The organism is Geothrix paludis (genome assembly GCF_022808815.1).
In the GTDB taxonomy this organism is placed as follows: domain Bacteria; phylum Acidobacteriota; class Holophagae; order Holophagales; family Holophagaceae; genus Geothrix; species Geothrix paludis.
Window position 1 is genome coordinate 171,579 of record NZ_JAKZLC010000003.1, and the last position, 17,650, is coordinate 189,228.

28 protein-coding genes are annotated in these 17,650 nt (G+C 68.4%); 8 read left to right on the forward strand and 20 right to left on the reverse strand.

Annotation, left to right across the window (positions count from 1 at the left end):
* Window positions 1–3: 3 nt before the first annotated feature.
* From MLE64_RS09090 to MLE64_RS09125, 8 genes are all read left to right on the forward strand, one after another.
* Window positions 4–417: a rhodanese-like domain-containing protein gene (locus MLE64_RS09090; protein WP_243317438.1), complete on the forward strand. Its 414-nt coding sequence runs from the start codon at window positions 4–6 to the stop codon at window positions 415–417.
* Window positions 414–896 (forward strand): arsinothricin resistance N-acetyltransferase ArsN1 family B, encoded by a 483-nt coding sequence (locus tag MLE64_RS09095; RefSeq protein ID WP_243317439.1) that lies wholly within the window; start codon window positions 414–416, stop codon window positions 894–896. Before MLE64_RS09090 ends, MLE64_RS09095 begins: the two co-directional genes overlap by 4 nt.
* Before the next feature lie 10 nt (window positions 897–906).
* Window positions 907–1,326 carry an arsenate reductase ArsC gene (locus MLE64_RS09100; RefSeq protein ID WP_243317440.1) on the forward strand — a complete coding sequence of 140 codons (420 nt, stop codon included), beginning with the start codon at window positions 907–909 and terminating at the stop codon, window positions 1,324–1,326.
* Window positions 1,327–1,397: 71 nt separating this feature from the next.
* Window positions 1,398–1,733 (forward strand): ArsR/SmtB family transcription factor, encoded by a 336-nt coding sequence (locus MLE64_RS09105; protein WP_243317441.1) that lies wholly within the window; start codon window positions 1,398–1,400, stop codon window positions 1,731–1,733.
* A gap of 67 nt (window positions 1,734–1,800) precedes the next feature.
* Window positions 1,801–2,661: an arsenite methyltransferase gene (gene arsM / locus MLE64_RS09110; RefSeq protein ID WP_243317442.1), complete on the forward strand. Its 861-nt coding sequence runs from the start codon at window positions 1,801–1,803 to the stop codon at window positions 2,659–2,661.
* An 88-nt stretch (window positions 2,662–2,749) separates the two neighbouring features.
* Entirely contained in the window at window positions 2,750–3,742 is a 993-nt protein-coding gene (locus tag MLE64_RS09115) for a permease (protein ID WP_243317443.1), read from the forward strand.
* A gap of 8 nt (window positions 3,743–3,750) precedes the next feature.
* The gene (locus MLE64_RS09120; RefSeq protein WP_243295602.1) at window positions 3,751–3,981 is read left to right on the forward strand and encodes a thioredoxin family protein; all 231 of its coding nucleotides are present in this window, start codon (window positions 3,751–3,753) and stop codon (window positions 3,979–3,981) included.
* Window positions 3,982–4,008: 27 nt separating this feature from the next.
* Window positions 4,009–5,055, forward strand: a complete 1,047-nt coding sequence (locus tag MLE64_RS09125) for a prephenate dehydrogenase/arogenate dehydrogenase family protein (protein WP_279343019.1) — start codon at window positions 4,009–4,011, stop codon at window positions 5,053–5,055.
* On the opposite strand, the gene MLE64_RS15780 is transcribed toward MLE64_RS09125, so the two are convergent.
* From MLE64_RS15780 to MLE64_RS09230, 20 genes are all read right to left on the reverse strand, one after another.
* Window positions 5,037–6,092, reverse strand: coding sequence for an RNA polymerase sigma factor (locus tag MLE64_RS15780; RefSeq protein ID WP_279343020.1), 1,056 nt, complete (start codon window positions 6,090–6,092; stop codon window positions 5,037–5,039). The genes MLE64_RS09125 and MLE64_RS15780 overlap by 19 nt on opposite strands.
* 62 nt (window positions 6,093–6,154) lie before the next feature.
* A complete protein-coding gene (locus MLE64_RS09140) occupies window positions 6,155–6,634 on the reverse strand; it encodes a QcrA and Rieske domain-containing protein (protein ID WP_243317445.1) in 480 nt (159 codons plus the stop codon).
* A complete protein-coding gene (locus MLE64_RS09145; RefSeq protein ID WP_243317446.1) occupies window positions 6,631–7,560 on the reverse strand; it encodes a metallophosphoesterase family protein in 930 nt (309 codons plus the stop codon). Before MLE64_RS09145 ends, MLE64_RS09140 begins: the two co-directional genes overlap by 4 nt.
* 125 nt (window positions 7,561–7,685) lie before the next feature.
* On the reverse strand, window positions 7,686–8,387 hold the full coding sequence (locus MLE64_RS09150; protein ID WP_243317447.1) for a DUF2461 domain-containing protein: 702 nt from the start codon (window positions 8,385–8,387) through the stop codon (window positions 7,686–7,688).
* Window positions 8,388–8,732: 345 nt separating this feature from the next.
* Window positions 8,733–9,311 carry a Fe-Mn family superoxide dismutase gene (locus tag MLE64_RS09155; protein WP_243317448.1) on the reverse strand — a complete coding sequence of 193 codons (579 nt, stop codon included), beginning with the start codon at window positions 9,309–9,311 and terminating at the stop codon, window positions 8,733–8,735.
* Window positions 9,312–9,570: 259 nt separating this feature from the next.
* On the reverse strand, window positions 9,571–10,014 hold the full coding sequence (locus MLE64_RS09160) for a Dps family protein (protein ID WP_243317449.1): 444 nt from the start codon (window positions 10,012–10,014) through the stop codon (window positions 9,571–9,573).
* 9 nt (window positions 10,015–10,023) lie between these two features.
* Window positions 10,024–10,572: a DUF3501 family protein gene (locus tag MLE64_RS09165; RefSeq protein WP_243317450.1), complete on the reverse strand. Its 549-nt coding sequence runs from the start codon at window positions 10,570–10,572 to the stop codon at window positions 10,024–10,026.
* Window positions 10,573–10,579: 7 nt separating this feature from the next.
* A complete protein-coding gene (locus MLE64_RS09170; protein ID WP_243295610.1) occupies window positions 10,580–11,053 on the reverse strand; it encodes a rubrerythrin family protein in 474 nt (157 codons plus the stop codon).
* Window positions 11,054–11,220: 167 nt separating this feature from the next.
* Window positions 11,221–11,700, reverse strand: a complete 480-nt coding sequence (locus MLE64_RS09175; protein ID WP_243317451.1) for a HugZ family pyridoxamine 5'-phosphate oxidase — start codon at window positions 11,698–11,700, stop codon at window positions 11,221–11,223.
* Window positions 11,701–11,718: 18 nt separating this feature from the next.
* A complete protein-coding gene (gene bla / locus MLE64_RS09180) occupies window positions 11,719–12,603 on the reverse strand; it encodes a class A beta-lactamase (RefSeq protein WP_243317452.1) in 885 nt (294 codons plus the stop codon).
* Between the two features lie 51 nt (window positions 12,604–12,654).
* The gene (locus tag MLE64_RS09185) at window positions 12,655–12,840 is read right to left on the reverse strand and encodes a hypothetical protein (protein ID WP_243317453.1); all 186 of its coding nucleotides are present in this window, start codon (window positions 12,838–12,840) and stop codon (window positions 12,655–12,657) included.
* A gap of 51 nt (window positions 12,841–12,891) precedes the next feature.
* Entirely contained in the window at window positions 12,892–13,368 is a 477-nt protein-coding gene (locus MLE64_RS09190; RefSeq protein ID WP_243317454.1) for a YaiI/YqxD family protein, read from the reverse strand.
* A 5-nt stretch (window positions 13,369–13,373) separates the two neighbouring features.
* Window positions 13,374–13,907 (reverse strand): NADPH-dependent FMN reductase, encoded by a 534-nt coding sequence (locus tag MLE64_RS09195; protein ID WP_243317455.1) that lies wholly within the window; start codon window positions 13,905–13,907, stop codon window positions 13,374–13,376.
* Window positions 13,907–14,131 carry a hypothetical protein gene (locus tag MLE64_RS09200; RefSeq protein ID WP_243317456.1) on the reverse strand — a complete coding sequence of 75 codons (225 nt, stop codon included), beginning with the start codon at window positions 14,129–14,131 and terminating at the stop codon, window positions 13,907–13,909. Before MLE64_RS09200 ends, MLE64_RS09195 begins: the two co-directional genes overlap by 1 nt.
* Complete coding sequence (locus MLE64_RS09205) at window positions 14,128–14,514, reverse strand: DoxX family protein (protein ID WP_243317457.1); 387 nt, start codon at window positions 14,512–14,514, stop codon at window positions 14,128–14,130. The genes MLE64_RS09200 and MLE64_RS09205 overlap by 4 nt, the downstream gene beginning before the upstream one ends.
* A 93-nt stretch (window positions 14,515–14,607) precedes the next feature.
* Window positions 14,608–14,907: a YciI-like protein gene (locus tag MLE64_RS09210; RefSeq protein ID WP_243288304.1), complete on the reverse strand. Its 300-nt coding sequence runs from the start codon at window positions 14,905–14,907 to the stop codon at window positions 14,608–14,610.
* Window positions 14,908–15,075: 168 nt separating this feature from the next.
* The gene (locus MLE64_RS09215; RefSeq protein ID WP_243317458.1) at window positions 15,076–15,393 is read right to left on the reverse strand and encodes a hypothetical protein; all 318 of its coding nucleotides are present in this window, start codon (window positions 15,391–15,393) and stop codon (window positions 15,076–15,078) included.
* Between the two features lie 89 nt (window positions 15,394–15,482).
* The gene (locus MLE64_RS09220) at window positions 15,483–16,109 is read right to left on the reverse strand and encodes a hypothetical protein (RefSeq protein WP_243317459.1); all 627 of its coding nucleotides are present in this window, start codon (window positions 16,107–16,109) and stop codon (window positions 15,483–15,485) included.
* 57 nt (window positions 16,110–16,166) lie between these two features.
* Window positions 16,167–16,688 carry a DUF3887 domain-containing protein gene (locus MLE64_RS09225; RefSeq protein ID WP_243317460.1) on the reverse strand — a complete coding sequence of 174 codons (522 nt, stop codon included), beginning with the start codon at window positions 16,686–16,688 and terminating at the stop codon, window positions 16,167–16,169.
* 186 nt (window positions 16,689–16,874) lie between these two features.
* Window positions 16,875–17,459, reverse strand: a complete 585-nt coding sequence (locus MLE64_RS09230) for an outer membrane protein (RefSeq protein WP_243317461.1) — start codon at window positions 17,457–17,459, stop codon at window positions 16,875–16,877.
* Window positions 17,460–17,650: the final 191 nt, after the last annotated feature.

A 17,650-nucleotide genomic window follows, 5' to 3' on the forward strand; every position in this document is an offset into this window, starting at 1 on the left:
ACCATGGACATCTTCGAGGGCAGGGGCATGGTGATCGCGGGGCTGCGCTTCCTGGCGCCGAAGGACGCGCTGGCCGCGCTGAACGAAGGCGCGATCCTGGTGGACCTTCGCCTCGACGAGCTGGCGGAGATGAAGGCCTTCCAGGTGGCCGAGACCATCCGCATCCCCCATGAGGAGCTGGCCGGCCTGCTGTCCGAGCTGCCCACGGACCGGCCCCTGCTGCTGGCCGACAGCGCCGGCGTCTACACCAAGGAGGCCGCGCACCTGCTGCTGGACCACGGCTTCACCGAGGTGGCCTGTCTCAACGGCGGCATGCTCCTCTGGGACCAGGAGGGCTGGCCCGTGACGACCGACGCCGCCGCGCTCCTCCACGGCCAGTGCCCCTGCGTGCTGCGCCCCCGGAAAGGCCACCGATGATCCGCCCCGTCCTGCCCACGGATGCCCCGGCCCTGGCCGAGATCTACAACCCCTACATCCGGGACACCATCATCACCTTCGAGGAGCAGCCCGTGACCGCCGAGGAGATGGGCGCCCGCATCGCCAAGGTGACGGCCACCTACCCCTGGCTTGTGTGGGAGGAGGACGGCCGCGTGCTCGGCTACGCCTACGCCTCCACCTGGCGGACCCGGCACGCCTACCGCTTCGCCGCGGAGACCACCATCTACCTGGACCGCGGCCACCACGGGAAGGGTCGGGGCGCCGCGCTCTACCAGACGCTGCTGGACGAGCTCCGGAAGCGGGGCTTCCATTCCGCCCTGGGCTGCCTGAGCCTGCCCAACGAGCCCAGCGTGCGGCTCCACGAGAAGCTCGGCTTCAAGAAGGTGGGCCACATGACCGAGGCCGGCTGGAAGTTTGGCGCCTGGGTGGATGTGGGCTTCTGGGAACTGCTCCTGTGACGGAGACCGCATGACCTCGATCCTCTTCCTCTGCGTGGCCAACAGCGCCCGGTCCCAGCTGGGCGAAGGCCTGGCGCGCCAGCTGTTCCCGGGCTTCCGTGTCCAGAGCGCCGGCAGCTGGCCCAGCCGCGTGAACCCATACGCCATCGAGGTCCTGGCGGAGCGGGGCATCGACGCCTCGGCCCACACCTCGAAGCCCGTGTCGGACATCGACCCGGCTTCCGTGGACCTGGTCATCACCCTCTGCGCTGAGGAGGTGTGTCCCGCCTTCCTGGGCAAGGCCGAGCGCCTGCACTGGCCCATCCCCGATCCCGCCAGCGACGATCCTTCGCTCACGCCCGAGGACCTGCGTGCCCGCTTCCGCGCCGCCCGGGACGAGATCGCCCGACGGCTGGAAGCCTTGGGGCGCGAGCAGGGTTGGGTTTCATGAATTTCGAAAAAAATCGAAATTAGGCCTTGCGCCCTATTTCGATAAATCTAGAATTAAGTCAGGAGGAGACCATGACCGGGCGTGTGGAACAGGCGGCGGAGCGGCTGAAGGCCCTCGGGCATCCCCTCCGTCTGTCCATTCTGCGCCGCCTGGTGCAGGGCCCCGAGGCTGGGACACCCGCCGGGGAGCTGCAGACGCGCCTGGACATCCCGGCCTCCACCCTCAGCCATCACCTGGCCACCCTCGCCGACGCCGGCCTGGTGCTGGTGGCCCGGGAAGGCACCACACTCCGCTATCGCGCCGACTACGGCACCCTGCGGGCCCTGACTGAATACCTCTGGCAGGACTGCTGCGCCGGCGGCGCGGCGGACGACCCCCAACCTTCGCCCTGCTGCCGCAGGGACTGACCTTCCACCGTCCTGGGATGTGGATGCCTCCGGTGTCCCAGGTGATCTCTATCCGAAAGGCGCCACCATGAAACCCGAGACCCTCAAATCCGCTGTCCGCGACCGCTATGCCGGCTTCGTGACGAAAAATCAAAGCTGCTGCGGGCCTTCCGCTTCCTGCTGCGCGCCGGGTGACGCCAGCCTGGACGTGGGCTACGACCCGAAAGACCTCGCCGCCGTGCCCGAAGGCGCCAACCTGGGCCTGGGCTGCGGCAACCCCGTGGCCCTGGCAGGCCTGAAGCCCGGCGAGACCGTGCTGGATCTGGGCTCGGGCGCGGGCTTCGACGCCTTCCTCGCCGCCCAGCGCGTGGGACCCGAAGGCCGCGTCATCGGCGTGGACATGACACCCGAGATGATCGAACGCGCCACGTCCCTGGCCCGGAAGCACGGCTACGGGAACGTCGAGTTCCGCCGGGGCGACATCGAGGCCCTGCCCGTGGACGACGCCAGCGTGGACGTGATCCTCTCCAACTGCGTGGTGAACCTCGCCCCGGACAAGGCCAAGGTCTTCCGCGAGGCCTTCCGTGTGCTCAAGCCCGGCGGGCGCCTCCAGGTGTCCGACCTCGTGCTGGCCCGGCCCCTGCCCGAGGCGCTGCTTCAGGATCTGGACGTCTACGCGGCCTGCATCTCCGGCGCGATGTTGAAGGACGACTACCTGGCCGCCATCCGCGCCGCGGGCTTCCAGGGCGTGACCGTGGCTTCCGAGCGGCGCTTCGGCCTGGCGGAACTCTCGCCGGAGCTGATGGAGCTGGCGAAGCAGCGCTATCCGGGCATGAGCCCGGAGGAGCTGGAACAGCTGGCCGGCTCGGTGCTGAGCGTCCAGGTGGAAGCCACCAAGGCGGCCACAGCGGTGGATCGCGCCTGCTGCGCGCCCGGCTGCTGCGGGTGAGGATGCCATGACCGACACTTCGAAAAGCTGTGCCTGCGCCGCGCCGGTCCCTGCCGCAGGGCCCGGATTCTGGAGGTCGGGAGGGTGGTTGCTGGCCGCCCTCCCGCTCTGGATCGGCCTCTACCTCCTGCTCCATCCCGCCGCCGACTGGCTGGCCTTCCGGGTCTTCGGCCTGGCGCCAGGCAGCCGCCTGGGTGAGGCCGTGGCCTTCTTCGCCTACGACGCGCCCAAGGTGCTCATGCTCCTGGCGGCCGTGGTGCTGGGCGTGAGCTTCGTGCAGACCTTCCTCAGCGCGGAGCGCACCCGCGACCTGCTGGCCAAGCGCACGGGCGCCTGGAGCAACCTGCTGGCCTCCCTGCTGGGCATCGCCACGCCCTTCTGCTCCTGCTCGGCGGTGCCGCTTTTCATCGGCTTCGTGCGGGTGGGTGTACCCCTGGGCGCCACCTTCAGCTTCCTGGTGTCGGCCCCCATGGTGAACGAGGTGGCGCTGTTCCTGCTGTGGGGCCTCTTCGGCTGGCGCATCGCCCTCCTCTACACCGCGACGGGCCTGGCGGTGGCCTTCGTCTCCGGCTGGATCCTCGGAAAGCTCCGCATGGAGCGGCACCTGGAGCCCTGGGTGATGGAGATCCCCTTCGAGGCCTCCAAGGCGTCGGACGCTTCTCTGGGCTTCGCGCAGCGCCTGGACCTGGCGCTCCAGGCCACGAAGGACATTGTCGGCAAGGTCTGGCCCTATATTCTCGCTGGCATCGCCGTCGGCGCCTTCCTGCACGGCTACGTGCCCGCCGAGCTGATGGCCCGCGTCATGGGCAAGTCCGCCTGGTGGAGCGTGCCCCTGGCGGTCCTCATCGGCGTGCCCCTGTATTCCAACGCGGCCGGCATCATCCCCATCGTCCAGGTGCTGCTGGCCAAGGGCGCGGCGCTGGGTACAGCCCTCGCCTTCATGATGGCGGTGACGGGGCTGTCCCTTCCCGAGACCGTCATCCTCCGCAAGGTGCTCAAGCCCCGGCTCCTGGCGGTCTTCCTCGGCACCGTGGCGGCGGGCATCGTGCTCGTCGGGTTCCTGTTCAACCTCGTGATGTAGGAGAGGCCATGAAGATCGAAGTGCTGGGCAGCGGCTGCGCCAAGTGCAAGCTGCTGGCGGAGCGGACGGAGGAAGCCGCGAAGGGGTTGGGCCTGGACTTCACGCTGGTGAAGGTCACGGAGTATCCGGACATCGTGGCCCGGGGCGTGATGTCCACGCCGGGGCTGGTGGTGGATGGCGTGGTGAAGAGCCAGGGCCACGTGCCCACGGTGGCGGCCATCAAGGACCTGCTGCGGTAGGATTTCCCCACACCGCGAGGGGATTTCATGCGCATCGGCATCCTGGGCTATGGCCGCTTCGGGCGCGCGCTGGGCGAGCTGCTCCGCGAGGCCGGCCATGGCTATCGGGCCTGGGATCCCGCCGTGGAGGTCCCCGCCGAGCGCCGGGCCGCCGGCCTCCGGGACCTGGTGGAGGCGGAGGCCCTGGTGCTGGCGGTGCCCGTGGCCGCCCAGGTCGCGGCCCTGGCGAGCCTGCGGCCCCACCTGCGGCCAGACCAGCTGGTCTTCGATGTGGGCAGCGTGAAGTCGGGCCCCTGCGCCCTGATGGACGCCCAGCTGGGCGCGGCCATCCCCCACGCGGGGACGCATCCTCTCTTCGGGCCCGTGAGCCTGGCCCGGGCGGAGCGGCCCCTGCGCGTGGTGCTCTGCCCCTCGATCCACCACCCCGCTGCCGCCGATCGGGTGCAGGCCCTGTTCGAGAGCTTGGGCTGCGAAGTGCTGCGCCAGAGCCCCGAGGACCACGACCGCGTGATGGCCACCACCCACGCCCTCACCTTCTTCATCGCCAAGGGCCTGCTGGCCGTGGGCGCCGGGGCCGAGCTGCCCTTCACGCCGCCCTCCTTCCACGCCATCGCCCGCACCCTGGAATCCGTGCGCGAGGATGCCGGCCACCTCTTCGCCGCGCTGCAGAACCAGAACCCCTTCGCCAAGGGAGCCCGCGAAGGACTGCTGGAGGCCCTCTCCGCCATCCACCAGACCCTGGCGGAAGCCGTGGCGGAAGGTGCGGACGAGCAGCAGTTGGCCATCCCCAGCCTGGGGGAGCGCTCCCCCATCCTCCAGGAGACCCGCGACCACATCGACGCCCTGGACCAGGAACTGGTGGCTCTGCTGGCCCGCCGCACCGAGCTGGTGCTCCGCGCCGGCCGCGCCAAGGCCGAGCTGGGCCTCCCCGTGCACGACCCTGACCGGGAAGCCTCGCAGCTCCAGGCCCGCCGCGCCTGGGCCCAGGAGGCCCATCTGGACGCGCAGGGTGTGGAGGACGTCTTCCGGGCCGTGCTGCGGGCGTCGCGGTCGGCTCAGGGCGGCAGGGGCTGACCGGCCGCCGCCGGTTCCGGCCACGCCACCACCAGAGCCGCGCCGGGCTGGGCTCCGGGTCGGGATTCCCAGGTGATGCGGAGCTCCAGGGGCCAGGCCTCGGCCAGGCCGGGGGCTTCAAGGATCTGGAGGGCCTTGCCCTCGGCATCGGGGCCCCGGAGGTCCAGGTGCTGCCAGCCCGCGGCGGTCCGGAGCCACAGCATGGGGCGCGTCCCGGCCGGCGGCGCAGGGAAGCGGGACAGGGTGAGCACCGCGATCCCGGCACCGGGGGCGCTGCGGAAGGCGGCGTGGAGGCCGGCCTCCCCGGCGGTCGTTCCGGGCGGCGCCAGGCGCAGAACCTTCGTCTGGCTGTCCGCCAGCAGGTGGAGGGCCCTTCCATGCTGGCGGTCCCCTTCCGCATGGCGGCGGTAGATCCAGGCTCCCGTGCCGGTCAGGGCCACGGCCAGGACGGCCACCAGGCCGCCCAGGTGCCGCTCCAGTGACTTCAGGCCGCTACGGATCCGTGTCTTCGCGGTGCCCAGGGGCACCTGGAGCGTCCGGGCCACCTCTTCGTGGGTGAGGTCGGCGAAGAAGGCCAGTCGCAGCGCGGTGCGCTGGGATTCCGGCAGGGCGGCCAGCGCTTCCGACACGGCGTCCCGCTGGTACTCCCGCCAGAGCGTTTCGTCCGGCAGGGGCTCCTCCGCCGACAGGGCGGCCTGCTCGAGCAGAGGATCGCCGGCGGACTGGGGCCGCCGGGCGCGGGAGCGCAGCTCGTCCAGCATCCGGTGGCGGCTGATGCCAAGCAGCCACGAGCGGAAGGAGCCCCGCGCCGGGTCGAACTCGCCGGCCTTCCGCCACACGGCGAGGAAGGTGTCCTGCACGACCTCCTCAGCCGCGGGGCGGTCCAGGGAGCGGCAGGCCAGGTGGAACACCAGGGGCGCGTAGCGCCGGTGCAGCTGCTGGAGTGCCTCCTCCCGGCCTTCCCGCACCTGCTGAAGAAGGCGCGCGTCCTCCTCGCCGAGGGGGCTGGCAGGGGAAGGGGGGACAAGGGCGGTCATCGTGGCTCCATCCTCTTCCCTCAAGCGTTCCTGGGCCAGCCCCGGTGGGTCCGGAATCCGGGTCAAAGCCGGGTCTCCGGGGGCACGGTGCTGGCGGTGTCCACCAGCAGCAGCCCCTGCGGGTCGGTCTCCTTCACGTCCAGGTGCCGCAGGTGGCGCTTGGCCGGGCCCTGGGTGACCTCGCCGTGGGCGTCGTACTCGCTGCCGTGGCAGGGGCAGGCGAAGCCGGCGGCGCCTTCCGTATGGACGATGCAGCCGAGGTGCGTGCAGATGCCGGACAGGGCGTAGATCCCACGCTCGTCCGCCATGAGGAAGAAGGCTCCGAGTCGCCGGTAGTCCAGCACCTTGCCGGGCGTCAGGTCCGGCCGCGTGGCCTCGGTGAGCTTCAGCGGGTGGGGATCGGGGGGCAGCTTCGGCGGGGCGGGAGGCTGCGCCCCGCCCGGGAGGCCCGCGCTCGCCAGCAGGAGGCCGAGGGTGGCGCAGAAGGCCCGTCGCGGGTGGACCTGATCGAAGGCTGGACCATCGGGGGGCTTCGTCGTCATGCTGGCGCCCCAGCGCCCTTCAGCGAGTCGGCTAGGGGCTTCTCGGCCAGCACCAGGAGTCCATCGCTGCCTTTGAGCTGGGGCTGGGTGTGGATCTGCCGGAAGCCGAGGTCCCGGTAGGGATGGGCAGGGTCCCAGGGCAGGGGCGCCCGCTTGGGGGCGGAGCCGGGCGCGGGCAGGGGGAAGATGAGCGAGGTGGCCGCGTGGTGCTGGATGTGGCCCGTGCGGTGGTGGTGCTCCTGGTGGATGTGGCCGTAGAACACCGTCACGAAGCGATGGTCCTTCAGCAGGTCCAGGGCCTTCTGCCCGTCCAGGGTGGCCCAGTCCCAGTCGGGATAGAGGTCGAAGAGGGGCCGGTGCGCGAAGATCACCAGGGGCTCGTCCTTGGGCGTGTGGCTCAGCTCGCCCGCCAGCCACTTCAGCTGCTCGGCGCCGAGGACGGAGCCCACCTGGGAGACGTTGTCCAGGGCGATGAAGTTCACGCCCCGGTGCGTGAAGGCGTAGTGCGAGATTCCGAAGGCCTCCCGGTAGGCTTCGCCGCGGTCCTCCTGAGCGTCATGCTCCCCCGGCAGGTAGCGGATCTGCCGGACCCGCAGCCGGCCGGCCTGCTGCTTGAATTCCGCCATGCGCTTGCGGCGGAGTTGCGGATCGTCGGTGTCGTGGGTGAGGTCGCCCGTGAAGATGACGAAGTCCGGCTGGGGATCGAGCGCATTCACCGTATCGATGGCCTTGCCCAGGGTGCCGGTCGCATCGGGATTGACCTTGGGCCCCTCGAAGCCCCAGTGGGTGTCCGACAGCTGCACCCAGTAGAAGTCCGAGGCTTTGGCTGCGCCCGTCGGACCCAGGGCCTCCGCGAAACCTGGCAGGCCCGTGGCGAACACGGCCCCGCCGATGCCCATGACCTTCAGGAACGTGAGCCGATCCATCTGCGATCCCATGCACCCCCCTCCCGGGCCGGGCCCGGCGCTGTCCTCCTCTCGGGGGGACATAAGAGGAATACGCCGGTCCTGGGGGATTGGATGTCGGGTCGCGAGATCGATCTCGATCCGGTCTACCAGGGCAGGTCCAGCGCCTTGCACAGGAAGGCGACGAGCGGAGAGGCCTGCCGGCAGGCAGCGGCCACCTGGTCGACGAAATCGGGAGCCAGCACCTGGGCGTTGGTGAAGCCGGTGGAGGTGTAGAAGTCCTTGAGCTTGAGGTCCTCCGCGCAGGGGTGGGCGGGATCGAAGCCCTGAGGGACCCGCTTCAGCGCATCGCCCTCAATCTCCAGACCCGACTTCCGGAGGGCCTTCCAGGCTGCGGGCTTGGCGGCGATGGCCTGGCGGACCTTGAGCAGTGAATCGGGATCCGGGTGCCAGAGGCCGCCGCCCGCGAAGCTGCCACCGGGCTCCAGGTGGAGGTAGAAGCCGGGCCCGTGGACGCCCCCGGCCAGCATGGCCCGATGGGGGAAGTGGGCCGCGACGTGCGTCTTGTAGGGCGTCTTGTCCTTGGCGAACCGCGTGTCGCGGTAGATCCGGAACATGGAGCCGCCCGAAGGCCGCGGATCGGCGATGAAGTGGCGGCTGAGGGACGCCAGCGGGCCGCTGAAGGCGGCGATGAGCCGCAGCATGGGCTCCCGGGCCTCGGCCTCGTACCGCGCCTTGTTCTCCAGGAACCAGGCGCGCTCGTTGTTCGCCTTCAGGTCCTTCAGGAACCGGAAGAGGCCGGGGCCCAGCGGATTTTCCAGTCCAGAGGAAGTCGTCTTCGACGCCACATCGCCTCCTGCGGGTGCTTCCAGGGTAGGCCCAAAACGATGCGGGCCCCCTTGCGGGGGCCCGTACGCAGGCGATGAATCGCCTGCGCCTTACTTGCCGAAGCGCTTGGAGACCTCGCTCCACTTGATGTTCTCGACAACGGGGCCCCCTCCACGAGCCGAAGGCGAGTGGGAGGACACGCCGGGGGCGTGTCCGATCGGGGGGTAGTCCCGGCCTCGAGGTACTTCGCGCGGGCGGTGCCAGCGGGGCCCCGTCCGTGAAGCCGAGCGAAGCGAAAGCTGAACGGGAGCAGGCCCCATGCGGGGCCTGCGATCCGGGGGGCGACGAGGTTCACCCGCGCCCTCTTACTTGCCGAAGCGCTTGGAGACTTCGCTCCACTTGATGTTCTCGACGAAGGCCTCGAGGTACTTCGCGCGGGCGGTGCCGTAGTCGACCATGAACGCGTGCTCCCAGCTGTCCAGCACCACGAGCAGGTCCTGCTCGATGGGCAGGCCCAGGTGGTGCTCGGCCACGAAGTAGGTGTGCAGCTTGCCGTCGCGGCGGTTGCGGGTGAGCAGGGCCCAGCCGGGACCGCCCAGGGCGCAGGCCTTGAGGTCGGCCAGCACCTTGTCCTTGCCGCCCACGGCGTCCAGGGCGGCCTTGAGGCCGGCGCTGATGTCGCTGTCGGCGCCCAGGTTCTCGAAGTAGAGCTCGTGCAGGAAGGAGCCGTTGAAGGCCACGGCCTCGCGGCGCTTCAGCTCGCTGTACTCGTTGTAGGAGTAGTTGGGCTTGGTGTTGTCGGCGGTCGCCAAGCGCTCCTCGATCTCGTTCAGCTTGGTGACGTAGCCCTTGTAGAGGCCGAAGTGCTGGTCCAGCTGGGAATCGCTGAGCCCCTTCAGGGCGCCGCCCTTCAGGTGGTCGTAGTTCTTGGCGGTGTAGGCCATGGGTGTCTCCTTGGCTGCGCGACGCGCGGATGAGTAGTTTACTTAAAAAGTCGGAAATTGGATGAAACAGGCACAATGTTCAGGTGCGGGTCCGGTATCGGACGCGGTGGCCGGGCTTGGCCCGGACCCCGCATGGGGGTGCACGAGGGGGGACAGGGGCCCCGGATCCGCGAGCACATGCGAGCGGGAACACGCTCCAGCGGAGCGTGCGATAACCGGGGAGGACGCGAAGCGTCCGGGCGGTCCCCCCTCGTTTAGATCAACCCAGCATCTCCCTCAGGAACCAGGCCTCTTTCTGATGGACCTGCACGAAGCGGGTGAGCAGGTCGGCGGTGCCGGGATCGCCGGCGTCGTTGGCGAGCTCGATGCCCTCGTGCATGAGCGACACGGTGACCTCCTCGTTGGCCAGGGCCTCCTTCAGCATGGCCTCGGGATCCAGGCGGGCGGAGGGGTTGGAGATGGCGGCCTTGGTCTGGGCCTCGATCTGGGCCGGGGCGTGGATCGGCACGCCGCCCATCATGCGGATCCGCTCCGCCAGCTCGTCCACGGTGCCGTCGGCGGCGGTGTAGAGGTCCTCGAAGCGCAGGTGGTAGTCGCGGAAGTGGGGGCCGGTGACAGTCCAGTGGTAGCGCTTGGCATTGAGGGCCAGCACGAAGGCAGTGGCCAGCTCGGCGTTCAGGTGATCGATGACGGAACGGTTCATGGCTTCTCCTCAGGAAGGCCAGGACGTCCAGGCGGCCGGCGCGGGCCAGCGGCCGGGAAGCCCGGCGTGGGTGGAGACGAGGGCGGCGATGGGGCGGCCGTCCGGAATGAGGTAGCGCAGGGCCAGCACGGAGGGCAGCCGATCCTCCGGGCCGGCGGCGCCGCGATCCACGGAGGGCGCGACGAGGGATCCATCCGCCAGCTCCAGCGCCAGCTGGTCCGGGAACGTGTGCAGGGCCGCCAGGTGGCGGTCCCGCACGCCGTCGGGGAAGCCCAGCATGAGCGTGGCGGCCAGGCTCATGCCCCCCGGCTCGCGCCGGGGCGCCAGCACCGCGAAGGAGGCGCGGGCCTCGGCCAGGTCCTCCGCCGGGGCGGAGTCCAGGGTCATGCCTTCGGCCCAGAGGGTCTCGACCACCTGGTCCTCCACGCTTTCCGCCGTTTCGGGCTGGAAGCTGACCCCCTCGGCGAGGTCGAGCCGCAGGGCGGCCTGGCGGGCCAGGAAGGCCTGCCGGGCCTGGAAGCGTGCGCGCTCGGTGGCGGGGTCGAAGGAAGGGGCCACCAGGAACTCAGACATGCTGGGCGATGTCGGCGGCGGGCTGGGCGAAGGCGGGCTTGGCGCCGGCCTGCAGCTTGGTCAGGGCCTCCTGGAAGCGGCCGGCGTGGAAGCGCTCGACCTTGGCCAGGGTCTCGAACCAGGCGGCGATCTCGGGGTAGCCCTCTTCCTTGGCCAGGCGGGCGAACTCGGGATACATGTCCGTGTACTCGTAGGTCTCGCCGGCCACGGCGGACTTCAGGTTGGTGAGCGTGTCGCCCAGGGGCAGGCCCGTGGCGGGATCGCCGGCCTTCTCCGCCAGGAACATCAGGTGCCTCAGGGCGTGGCCCGTCTCGCCGTCGGCGCTGTGCTTGAAGAGGTCTGCCACTTCCTTCAGGCCTTCCTTCTCGGCCACCTGGGCCATCCAGGTGTAGCGGCGGTTCGCCTGGCTCTCGCCGGCGAAGGCGGCCTTGAGGTTCTGGTGGGTCTTGGAATCGGTGAAGGACATGGCATCTCCTCGTGGGCCGCGATCGGCGGCATCAAGGTAGAGCCATCCTCATGCCAAAGCAATAAGTCAAATCATTGAACAAATTCTGTAAATTCCAAGCCAGGCTTTCCCAAGAGAATCCCGACCGGTCGAGAGCCGGATCCTCGGCATGCCGTGAGTTGGGCCGGTCAGGGAATCGCGCGGAGGCTGGTCTGGATCTGAGCGGCGTCCAGGCTGAGGGCCCGGCCGAAGCCCAGCACCAGGCGCCCCGATGCCGGGCGGATGAGGAAGAAGGAGAAGTCCCCCAGGCCCAGGGTCATCTCCGCCTCCGGGAACCGCGCCAGATAGGCTTCGGCCGCCTGGTCATGGCGGCTGGATTCCCCGGGGATCTCCTCGGCCACGCCCTGTAGGGTCACCCGGGGCAGGGCCAGCGGATTCTGGCCTTCCTCCATGGGCACCACGAGCAACAGGCTGGCGCGGGCATCCGCCCGCAGGTCGCGGGTGTGCTGGGCCAGGCCGCTCACGTGGATGAGGAAGCCCGCGCCGTCCGGCGCCGGGACCACGGGCACCATGGAAACGAAGGGGGCCCCTTCCTGCAGTGTGCCGAGGGAGGCCACGGGAAGTCCCGTCAGCAGCGCGTGGAGGGTCGATTCCGTGTTCGGATCCATGGGGGCTCCTCGGCCTGGTCAGTTCGGGAAGGCGGCGGCCACGATGCGTCCCACCTTCGCCAGCACGGCGTTGCGGTCCTTCATGGGGGCCCGGGAGCCGGTGTAGTAGGCGGCCACCAGGATCGGCGCCCGGCCCGGCGGGCGCAAGATGGCCACGTCGTTCACGGTGCCGCGCGCCCCGGTGCCGGTCTTGTCGCCGATGGCCCAGATGACTGGGAGGCCCGCCCGGAGGCGATCCCCGCCGGTGAGGCAGCCCCGCATCCAGCCCTCCAGGCGCTGGCAGGAGGCCGGCTCGAGAGCTCCGCCCAGCAGCATGGCCTTCAGGGAGTCCACCATGGCCGCGGGGCTGGTGGTGTCCCGGGGGTCGCCGGGGATGGCGGTGTTGAGGGCGGGCTCGGTGCGGTCCAGCCGCGTCACGGGATCACCCAGGCCGCGTGCGAAGGCTGTCACCTCGGCGGGACCGCCCAGGGCCTGGAGCAGCAGGTTGGCGGCGGTGTTGTCGCTGGCCTCCACGGCGGCGGCGCAGAGCTCTGCCACGGTCAGGCGCCCCTCGGCCACGCGGGCCGCCGTGACGGGCGCGTAGTCCAGCAGGTCCGCCTTCGTGTAGGTGATGGGCCGGTCCAGGCGCTCCCGGCCCCGCTCCACCCGGGCGAGCACCGCCCCCGCCAGCAGGACCTTGAAGGTGCTGCACAGGGGGAACCGCTCCTCGCCGCGGTGGGCGATGCGGCGGCCCGTGCCCGTGTCCAGCGCCACCACGCCCAGACGCCCGCCCGTGCGGGCCTCCAGGGCGGCGAGGCGGGCCGGGGCTGGAGCTTGGGCCGGGGTTCGGGCCGAAGCTGGGGTTGGGGGTGCGGCCTGGAGGGCCTGGATCAGGAGAAGGGCGGTGCACAGGATCCGGCTCATGGCGACTCCTGGAAGGCCCTTCCTTCTACCACGGTGCGATCGCGGCGTCGGTTACTCGGGATCCTGGTCGGGGCCTTGACCGCCCTCGGGGGTCTCGTCCTGACCTTCGACTTCCGGAATGTCGTTGCCCTGGGCGTCCTTCTTCAGCGCCTTCTTCTGCAGCTTCTCTTCCTTCTTCTTCTGGCGGGCCAGGTCCTTCTGCCGCTTCTCGAAGTTGTAGTTGGGCTTTCTGGCCATGGCGCGTCCGATCTCGAAAAAGGTTGAAGCCTGTGAAGCCCTTTCCTTAGTCTACCGCCTCGTCCGCCGGAGCGCCTGGATGAGGTCGTCCAGTCGCTGCAGGAAGGTGGAGCGGTCCTTCGCACTGAACGGAGCCGGGCCCGTGCCCAATTCGCCCATGGCGCGCAGGTGGCTCATCAGCTCGCGACTGGCCAGGGCGTCGCCGATGGAATCGGGCGTGTAGACGCGGCCCCTCGCGTCCAGGGCCCGGGCGCCTTTTTCGAGGCAGCGGGCCGCCAGGGGGATGTCGGCGGTCACGGCGATGTCCGAGGCCGTGATGTTCGCCACGATCCAGTCGTCGGCGCCGTCGAACTGCCCTCGGGCCACCACCACGGCCTCGAACAGGGGGTCGCGGGGCACCCGCAAAGGCGCGTTGGACACCAGGAAGACTCGCAGGTTGCACCGCGTGGCCACCCGGAAGACCTCCTCCTTCACCGGGCAGGCGTCCGCGTCCACGAAGATGCGGATGGCAGGGCCTTCCACGCTCATGCCATTCATACGGCGGCCCCGGCGGCGATCAGGGCCTGGATCGCCGCCGCCACGCGGGCGGTCTGGGTGGGATCCGCCAGGCGCCCCTCCGCGTCCAGTCTGGAGGCGGCCAGGGTGAGGCAGAGCGAAGCCTCCGGCACCACCCGCGCCGACATCACCTCCAGCGTGTGGGCCAGGGAGGCCTGGGCCTTCGCGCCGCCCTCCGGCGAGGGCGAGGCGCTCCAGGCCGCCGCGGGCTTGCCCACGCAGGCGCCCGACGAGACCACCCACTCCAGCAGGTTCTTCAGCACGGCGGGCATGGCGTGGATGTACTCGGGCGTGCAGACGAGCAGGGCGTCCGCCGTCAGGATCCGGGCCCGCAGGTGGGCCACGGGCTCCGGCGCGGGCTCGACGTCGCGCTCCGGGCTGAAGTGGGGCAGGTCGTCCAGGCGCTCCCAGAACTCGAACGTGGCCTCCGGCGCCAGGCGCGCCGCCTCCCGCAGCAGCCGCGCGTTGAGGGAGCCGGCCCGCAGGCTGCCGGCCAGGGCTAGGATCCGCATCAGGCCTTCCGCCGCCACACGAGGATCGTCCCGGCGGCGATCGCGGCGAGCCCCGCCCAGGCGGGGATGCGGACCGTGTCCTTTTCCTTCAGGGTGAACTCCAGGGGGCCCAGCTTGGCGTCGTGGGAGTCCTTCGTGTAGCTGAATTCAGGCCAGGCTAAGGCCGCGGCGCCCAGGGCGATGAGGGCCAGACCCGCGAGGGACTTGAGGGTGGCGGCCTTCATGCGGTCTTGTCCAGGCACCACTTCACGCCACCCTTGGCGGCGATGAAGAGGAACAGGAAGCAGAACACCACCGCCAGCTCGCCCTTGTTCACGGCGGGCCAGAAGGCGGCGCCGAACTGGAACTTCCAGTGGAACTGCATGTAGGCCACCGCCATCATGCCGCTGCAGAGGAAGGCCGCCAGCTGCGTCCGGAAGCCCACCAGGATCGCCGCGCCGCCCACCAGCTCGATGAGGCCGCCGATCCAGAGCTGGGAGCCCACCGGGGGCTGGAAGCCGCTCACCACCCCGAAGATCTTCTGGAGCCCGTGGAATGCCAGCAGCACGCCCGACACGATGCGCAGCAGCGCGTAGGTGTGGTCGGCGTACTTCTCAAGCCATGACATGGGACGTCCTCCGAGCGGATGTAGTGACATTCTGCCCAGATCCGGCGGCGAAGCGGATAACCCTTGCACCTACATGCGCAGGCGCTTGCAGGCCTACGCGTGCACCGGCGTGGCCGCGTCCGCGCCCACCACGGTGATCCAGGGGCGCACCTGCCAGCGATGCACCAGGCCGTGGAGCACGTAGGGATCCGCCGCGGCGAAGCGCTGGGCCGCCGCCGGGGAGTCCCCCTGGAAGAGGAGGATGGACATGTCCACGGGGTCCGCCACCGCTCCACCCAGCACCAGCTCGCCCCGCTCGTGGGCGGCCCAGGCCAGGGCCAGGTGCTCCTTCCGGAATTCCCCTCGGCGATCCACATATTCCGGACCGACCTCGTAGATCAGGAGGTAATGCATAGATGCCTCTCATCGGTGGGAGGCGGTCGTCATGATGGCCGCATCCACCGGAAAAGATGGAGCAAGATGGCTCGCCGTTCCATCGTATTTTTCCACGAGCATCGTTGGCTGCAAAGGCTGCCGGCCTTCGGATGGTGAGGCCTGCTGGGCCTGATCAGGCCCGGGCCCTCAGCCCTTGGCGCCAGGCTCCTTCTTGACGGCTCGCCGGCGGCGATCCGGCTTCTTCGCCTTGGCGGCCGGCTGGGTGGCGTTGTCGTACAGGTGCTCCAGGCGCACGGCCTTGGCCGAAGTGTCCGCCGCCTTGTGGATCTCCTTCAGCACCGAGGCCACCAAGTCCAGGTCCGCCGCGTCGCCCTTCAGCAGTTCCTGGAAGGCCCTGGACTTCAGCTCCTCCAGCCGCTTCGACTGCCGCTTCCCCGCCGCCCAGTTCAGCAGCTTGGAGAACAGCTCATAGCCGAGCTTCAGTTCGGGGGTGGGGAGGGACATGGCGGAAGGTTAGCTGAAGGTACGCGTCAGGGCTTGTCCACTCGGGCATGGAGCAGGCCAGGTGGGGCCGGTCTCCGTGGCCGCCGCAGTCAGCGGATGGGCTCGCGGGGCAGGAGGTCGATCCTTTGGAGGTCGGCGACGATCCAGCGGGCCAAGCCCCTGGCCTGCTCGCGGGCCCGGTTCGCGGCGACCAGCTTGGCGTCGCCGGAGAGCGGGTCCATGAAGGCCATGAGGTGGGCCTTCATGAAGATCGACGTGTAGGGGTGGGCCGCGGTGGCTCTGCCGTAGATCCGGATGTCCCCCTGCATGTCGTCCGCGTCGTAGCCGAGCCGGTCCCGCTGGATGGCCTCGGGGTTCCTGGTGGCTGGACGGGGCCTGTCGCGATCGAAGAGGGAGGCCAGCTCCATGGTGGCGTCGGCCTGCTTGGCGAATTCGCTCCGGCACGCGCAGCTGATGCGGATCCGCAGGGTGATGTCGCCTTCCTTCGCGGGCTCGGCCTCGGGCAGGATCTCCGCCCAGGACGAAAGCCCCTCGCGGATGGAGTCCACGTAGAGCTTCTGGACCTCGGGCGTGAGCTTGGCCTTGGGGTCGAACTGGGTCTGGATGCGGAGGGCGATGGGAGTGCTCGCGGCGTTCGGAGCGGTCCGCCAGGTGTAGTGGGGCCTTCCGCATCCGAGGAGGGCCAGCCCGAGGACGAGCAGGAATCGGTGTCGCATGGAGGTCCTTTGGGGAGGAGTCGATCGCTGGTTGCCATACAGGCACAGCAACTGGGCTTATTTCGGGTCGATCATCAGATCCAGCAGCAGCGGCGAGTGGTAGTTGAACTCGACGATCTTGTAGGCGTCGCCGCGCTTGACAAGGCGGAAGCGGATCGTGCCCTCTCCGTTCGTGAACTTGCCCGAGTACTGGATCCTCGACCATTTCCCCGCCTGGTCGAAGCCGGACTCGACGTTCTGCACCTGCTTGGATTCGAGCTTGCCCAGCTTCCCGTAGACGGCGCTCAGCAGGGCCCGGTGCTTCTCCCGGGTCACGACCTGCTTCAGGCTCTGGTCGAACTCGTCGTCATAGGCCTGGTCGTAGCGCCCCTCATTGGCATAGGCCAGGTAGGCATCGCAGGTGGGCCCGAGCTGGCGTTCGCCGAGGGTCATGACCCCCCGGGCCATGACATAGCAGCTGGCCAGCAGGAGCAGGCTGGCCCCGAGGCAGCCGCCGCAACCCCAGGCGACCCACTTCCAGACTTTGGATTTGGGGGCCGGCTGGTCCGGGGCCTGGGGGGATTGGTAGGGGTTTTCCATGGGGATTCCTGGGGGGCTACCTGCGCTTAACAGATGAAGCGAACCGCCCAACTGGGGCCGAGTGCAGTGTGAAGAATGGAAGGCAAGTACGTTTGGGTCCGAGTTGGGTGGAGGGTTAGCTCGAGAACACAAAACAGGGGGCCAAGGTGGCCCCATGATATGCACATTTTAGGGTGAGCATTCAATTTATAAATGAAACAGTAAGGAAAGTTGAAGTGAAGGAGTTGTGGCTTCCGTCGGAGAATTGAATTTTAAATAGTTGTATCGGGTTTCTAATGAAAAATTTGAATTTATTGCATACCCAATACCAACGGCTAAATAGGGTGCATTGAATCGCTCTGAACGAGAGTAATTTGGAAGATATATTCCACCAGGTACCGGGTGTGCAGCATCGGTGATCTCAAAACTGTTGCGTGCGAATGTATAGCCGATTCCACCCGTTAGATAGAATTTTTCATTATATTTTGCACTAAAACGATGTTGAAAATCAAGACCTAAACTTAATGTGTTAAATTTATAGATTTGGCCCAAATTATCATGTTTATATTCCATGAAATCTACTCTAGGAATTAGTCGATTACCAGATTTCAATTCAATTTGTGAATGGAGCCCAAACCCATAGCCTATCTGTCCGTACCATGTAGGATCCAGGTCACCTAGCGGGCGTGAAAGGTTGGCCTGTAAACCATATTTTACATCCTGGGCATACAGGGGGATTTGCAGGAGCGCGAGGATTAAAAAAGACAAATATTTATGAAATGATTTAATCATGGAACCTCCTGTCGGACTTATGCTGAAATAAGGTGAAATGTTACAGAATTGGCCAGTTTGAATTTAGAGGGACTAATTCTAAGCCTTCCGTACTGCGAACAAATCCCGGCCCGCCTGGGTCTGAAGGTCGAATTCGAGAACGCGAGGCATGAGCCTCCGGGGGATGCCGGGACAGCATATCCACTCCGAAG

Excerpts from the sequence above, each read along its gene's own strand:
- MLE64_RS09195 (WP_243317455.1), bottom strand. The coding sequence starts at position 13,907 with ATGCGGATCCTAGCCCTGGCCGGCAGCCTGCGGGCCGGCTCCCTCAAC.
- MLE64_RS09090 (WP_243317438.1), top strand. The coding sequence starts at position 4 with ATGGACATCTTCGAGGGCAGGGGCATGGTGATCGCGGGGCTGCGCTTC.
- MLE64_RS09225 (WP_243317460.1), bottom strand. The coding sequence starts at position 16,688 with ATGGAAAACCCCTACCAATCCCCCCAGGCCCCGGACCAGCCGGCCCCC.
- MLE64_RS09155 (WP_243317448.1), bottom strand. The coding sequence starts at position 9,311 with ATGGCCTACACCGCCAAGAACTACGACCACCTGAAGGGCGGCGCCCTG.
- bla (WP_243317452.1), bottom strand. The coding sequence starts at position 12,603 with ATGAGCCGGATCCTGTGCACCGCCCTTCTCCTGATCCAGGCCCTCCAG.
- MLE64_RS09175 (WP_243317451.1), bottom strand. The coding sequence starts at position 11,700 with ATGGATCCGAACACGGAATCGACCCTCCACGCGCTGCTGACGGGACTT.
- MLE64_RS09170 (WP_243295610.1), bottom strand. The coding sequence starts at position 11,053 with ATGTCCTTCACCGATTCCAAGACCCACCAGAACCTCAAGGCCGCCTTC.
- MLE64_RS09100 (WP_243317440.1), top strand. The coding sequence starts at position 907 with ATGACCTCGATCCTCTTCCTCTGCGTGGCCAACAGCGCCCGGTCCCAG.
- MLE64_RS09120 (WP_243295602.1), top strand. The coding sequence starts at position 3,751 with ATGAAGATCGAAGTGCTGGGCAGCGGCTGCGCCAAGTGCAAGCTGCTG.
- MLE64_RS09095 (WP_243317439.1), top strand. The coding sequence starts at position 414 with ATGATCCGCCCCGTCCTGCCCACGGATGCCCCGGCCCTGGCCGAGATC.
- MLE64_RS09200 (WP_243317456.1), bottom strand. The coding sequence starts at position 14,131 with ATGAAGGCCGCCACCCTCAAGTCCCTCGCGGGTCTGGCCCTCATCGCC.
- MLE64_RS09185 (WP_243317453.1), bottom strand. The coding sequence starts at position 12,840 with ATGGCCAGAAAGCCCAACTACAACTTCGAGAAGCGGCAGAAGGACCTG.
- MLE64_RS09190 (WP_243317454.1), bottom strand. The coding sequence starts at position 13,368 with ATGAGCGTGGAAGGCCCTGCCATCCGCATCTTCGTGGACGCGGACGCC.
- MLE64_RS09215 (WP_243317458.1), bottom strand. The coding sequence starts at position 15,393 with ATGTCCCTCCCCACCCCCGAACTGAAGCTCGGCTATGAGCTGTTCTCC.
- MLE64_RS09105 (WP_243317441.1), top strand. The coding sequence starts at position 1,398 with ATGACCGGGCGTGTGGAACAGGCGGCGGAGCGGCTGAAGGCCCTCGGG.
- arsM (WP_243317442.1), top strand. The coding sequence starts at position 1,801 with ATGAAACCCGAGACCCTCAAATCCGCTGTCCGCGACCGCTATGCCGGC.
- MLE64_RS09145 (WP_243317446.1), bottom strand. The coding sequence starts at position 7,560 with ATGGATCGGCTCACGTTCCTGAAGGTCATGGGCATCGGCGGGGCCGTG.
- MLE64_RS09220 (WP_243317459.1), bottom strand. The coding sequence starts at position 16,109 with ATGCGACACCGATTCCTGCTCGTCCTCGGGCTGGCCCTCCTCGGATGC.
- MLE64_RS15780 (WP_279343020.1), bottom strand. The coding sequence starts at position 6,092 with ATGACCGCCCTTGTCCCCCCTTCCCCTGCCAGCCCCCTCGGCGAGGAG.
- MLE64_RS09230 (WP_243317461.1), bottom strand. The coding sequence starts at position 17,459 with ATGATTAAATCATTTCATAAATATTTGTCTTTTTTAATCCTCGCGCTC.
- MLE64_RS09125 (WP_279343019.1), top strand. The coding sequence starts at position 4,009 with ATGCGCATCGGCATCCTGGGCTATGGCCGCTTCGGGCGCGCGCTGGGC.
- MLE64_RS09210 (WP_243288304.1), bottom strand. The coding sequence starts at position 14,907 with ATGCATTACCTCCTGATCTACGAGGTCGGTCCGGAATATGTGGATCGC.
- MLE64_RS09160 (WP_243317449.1), bottom strand. The coding sequence starts at position 10,014 with ATGAACCGTTCCGTCATCGATCACCTGAACGCCGAGCTGGCCACTGCC.
- MLE64_RS09140 (WP_243317445.1), bottom strand. The coding sequence starts at position 6,634 with ATGACGACGAAGCCCCCCGATGGTCCAGCCTTCGATCAGGTCCACCCG.
- MLE64_RS09205 (WP_243317457.1), bottom strand. The coding sequence starts at position 14,514 with ATGTCATGGCTTGAGAAGTACGCCGACCACACCTACGCGCTGCTGCGC.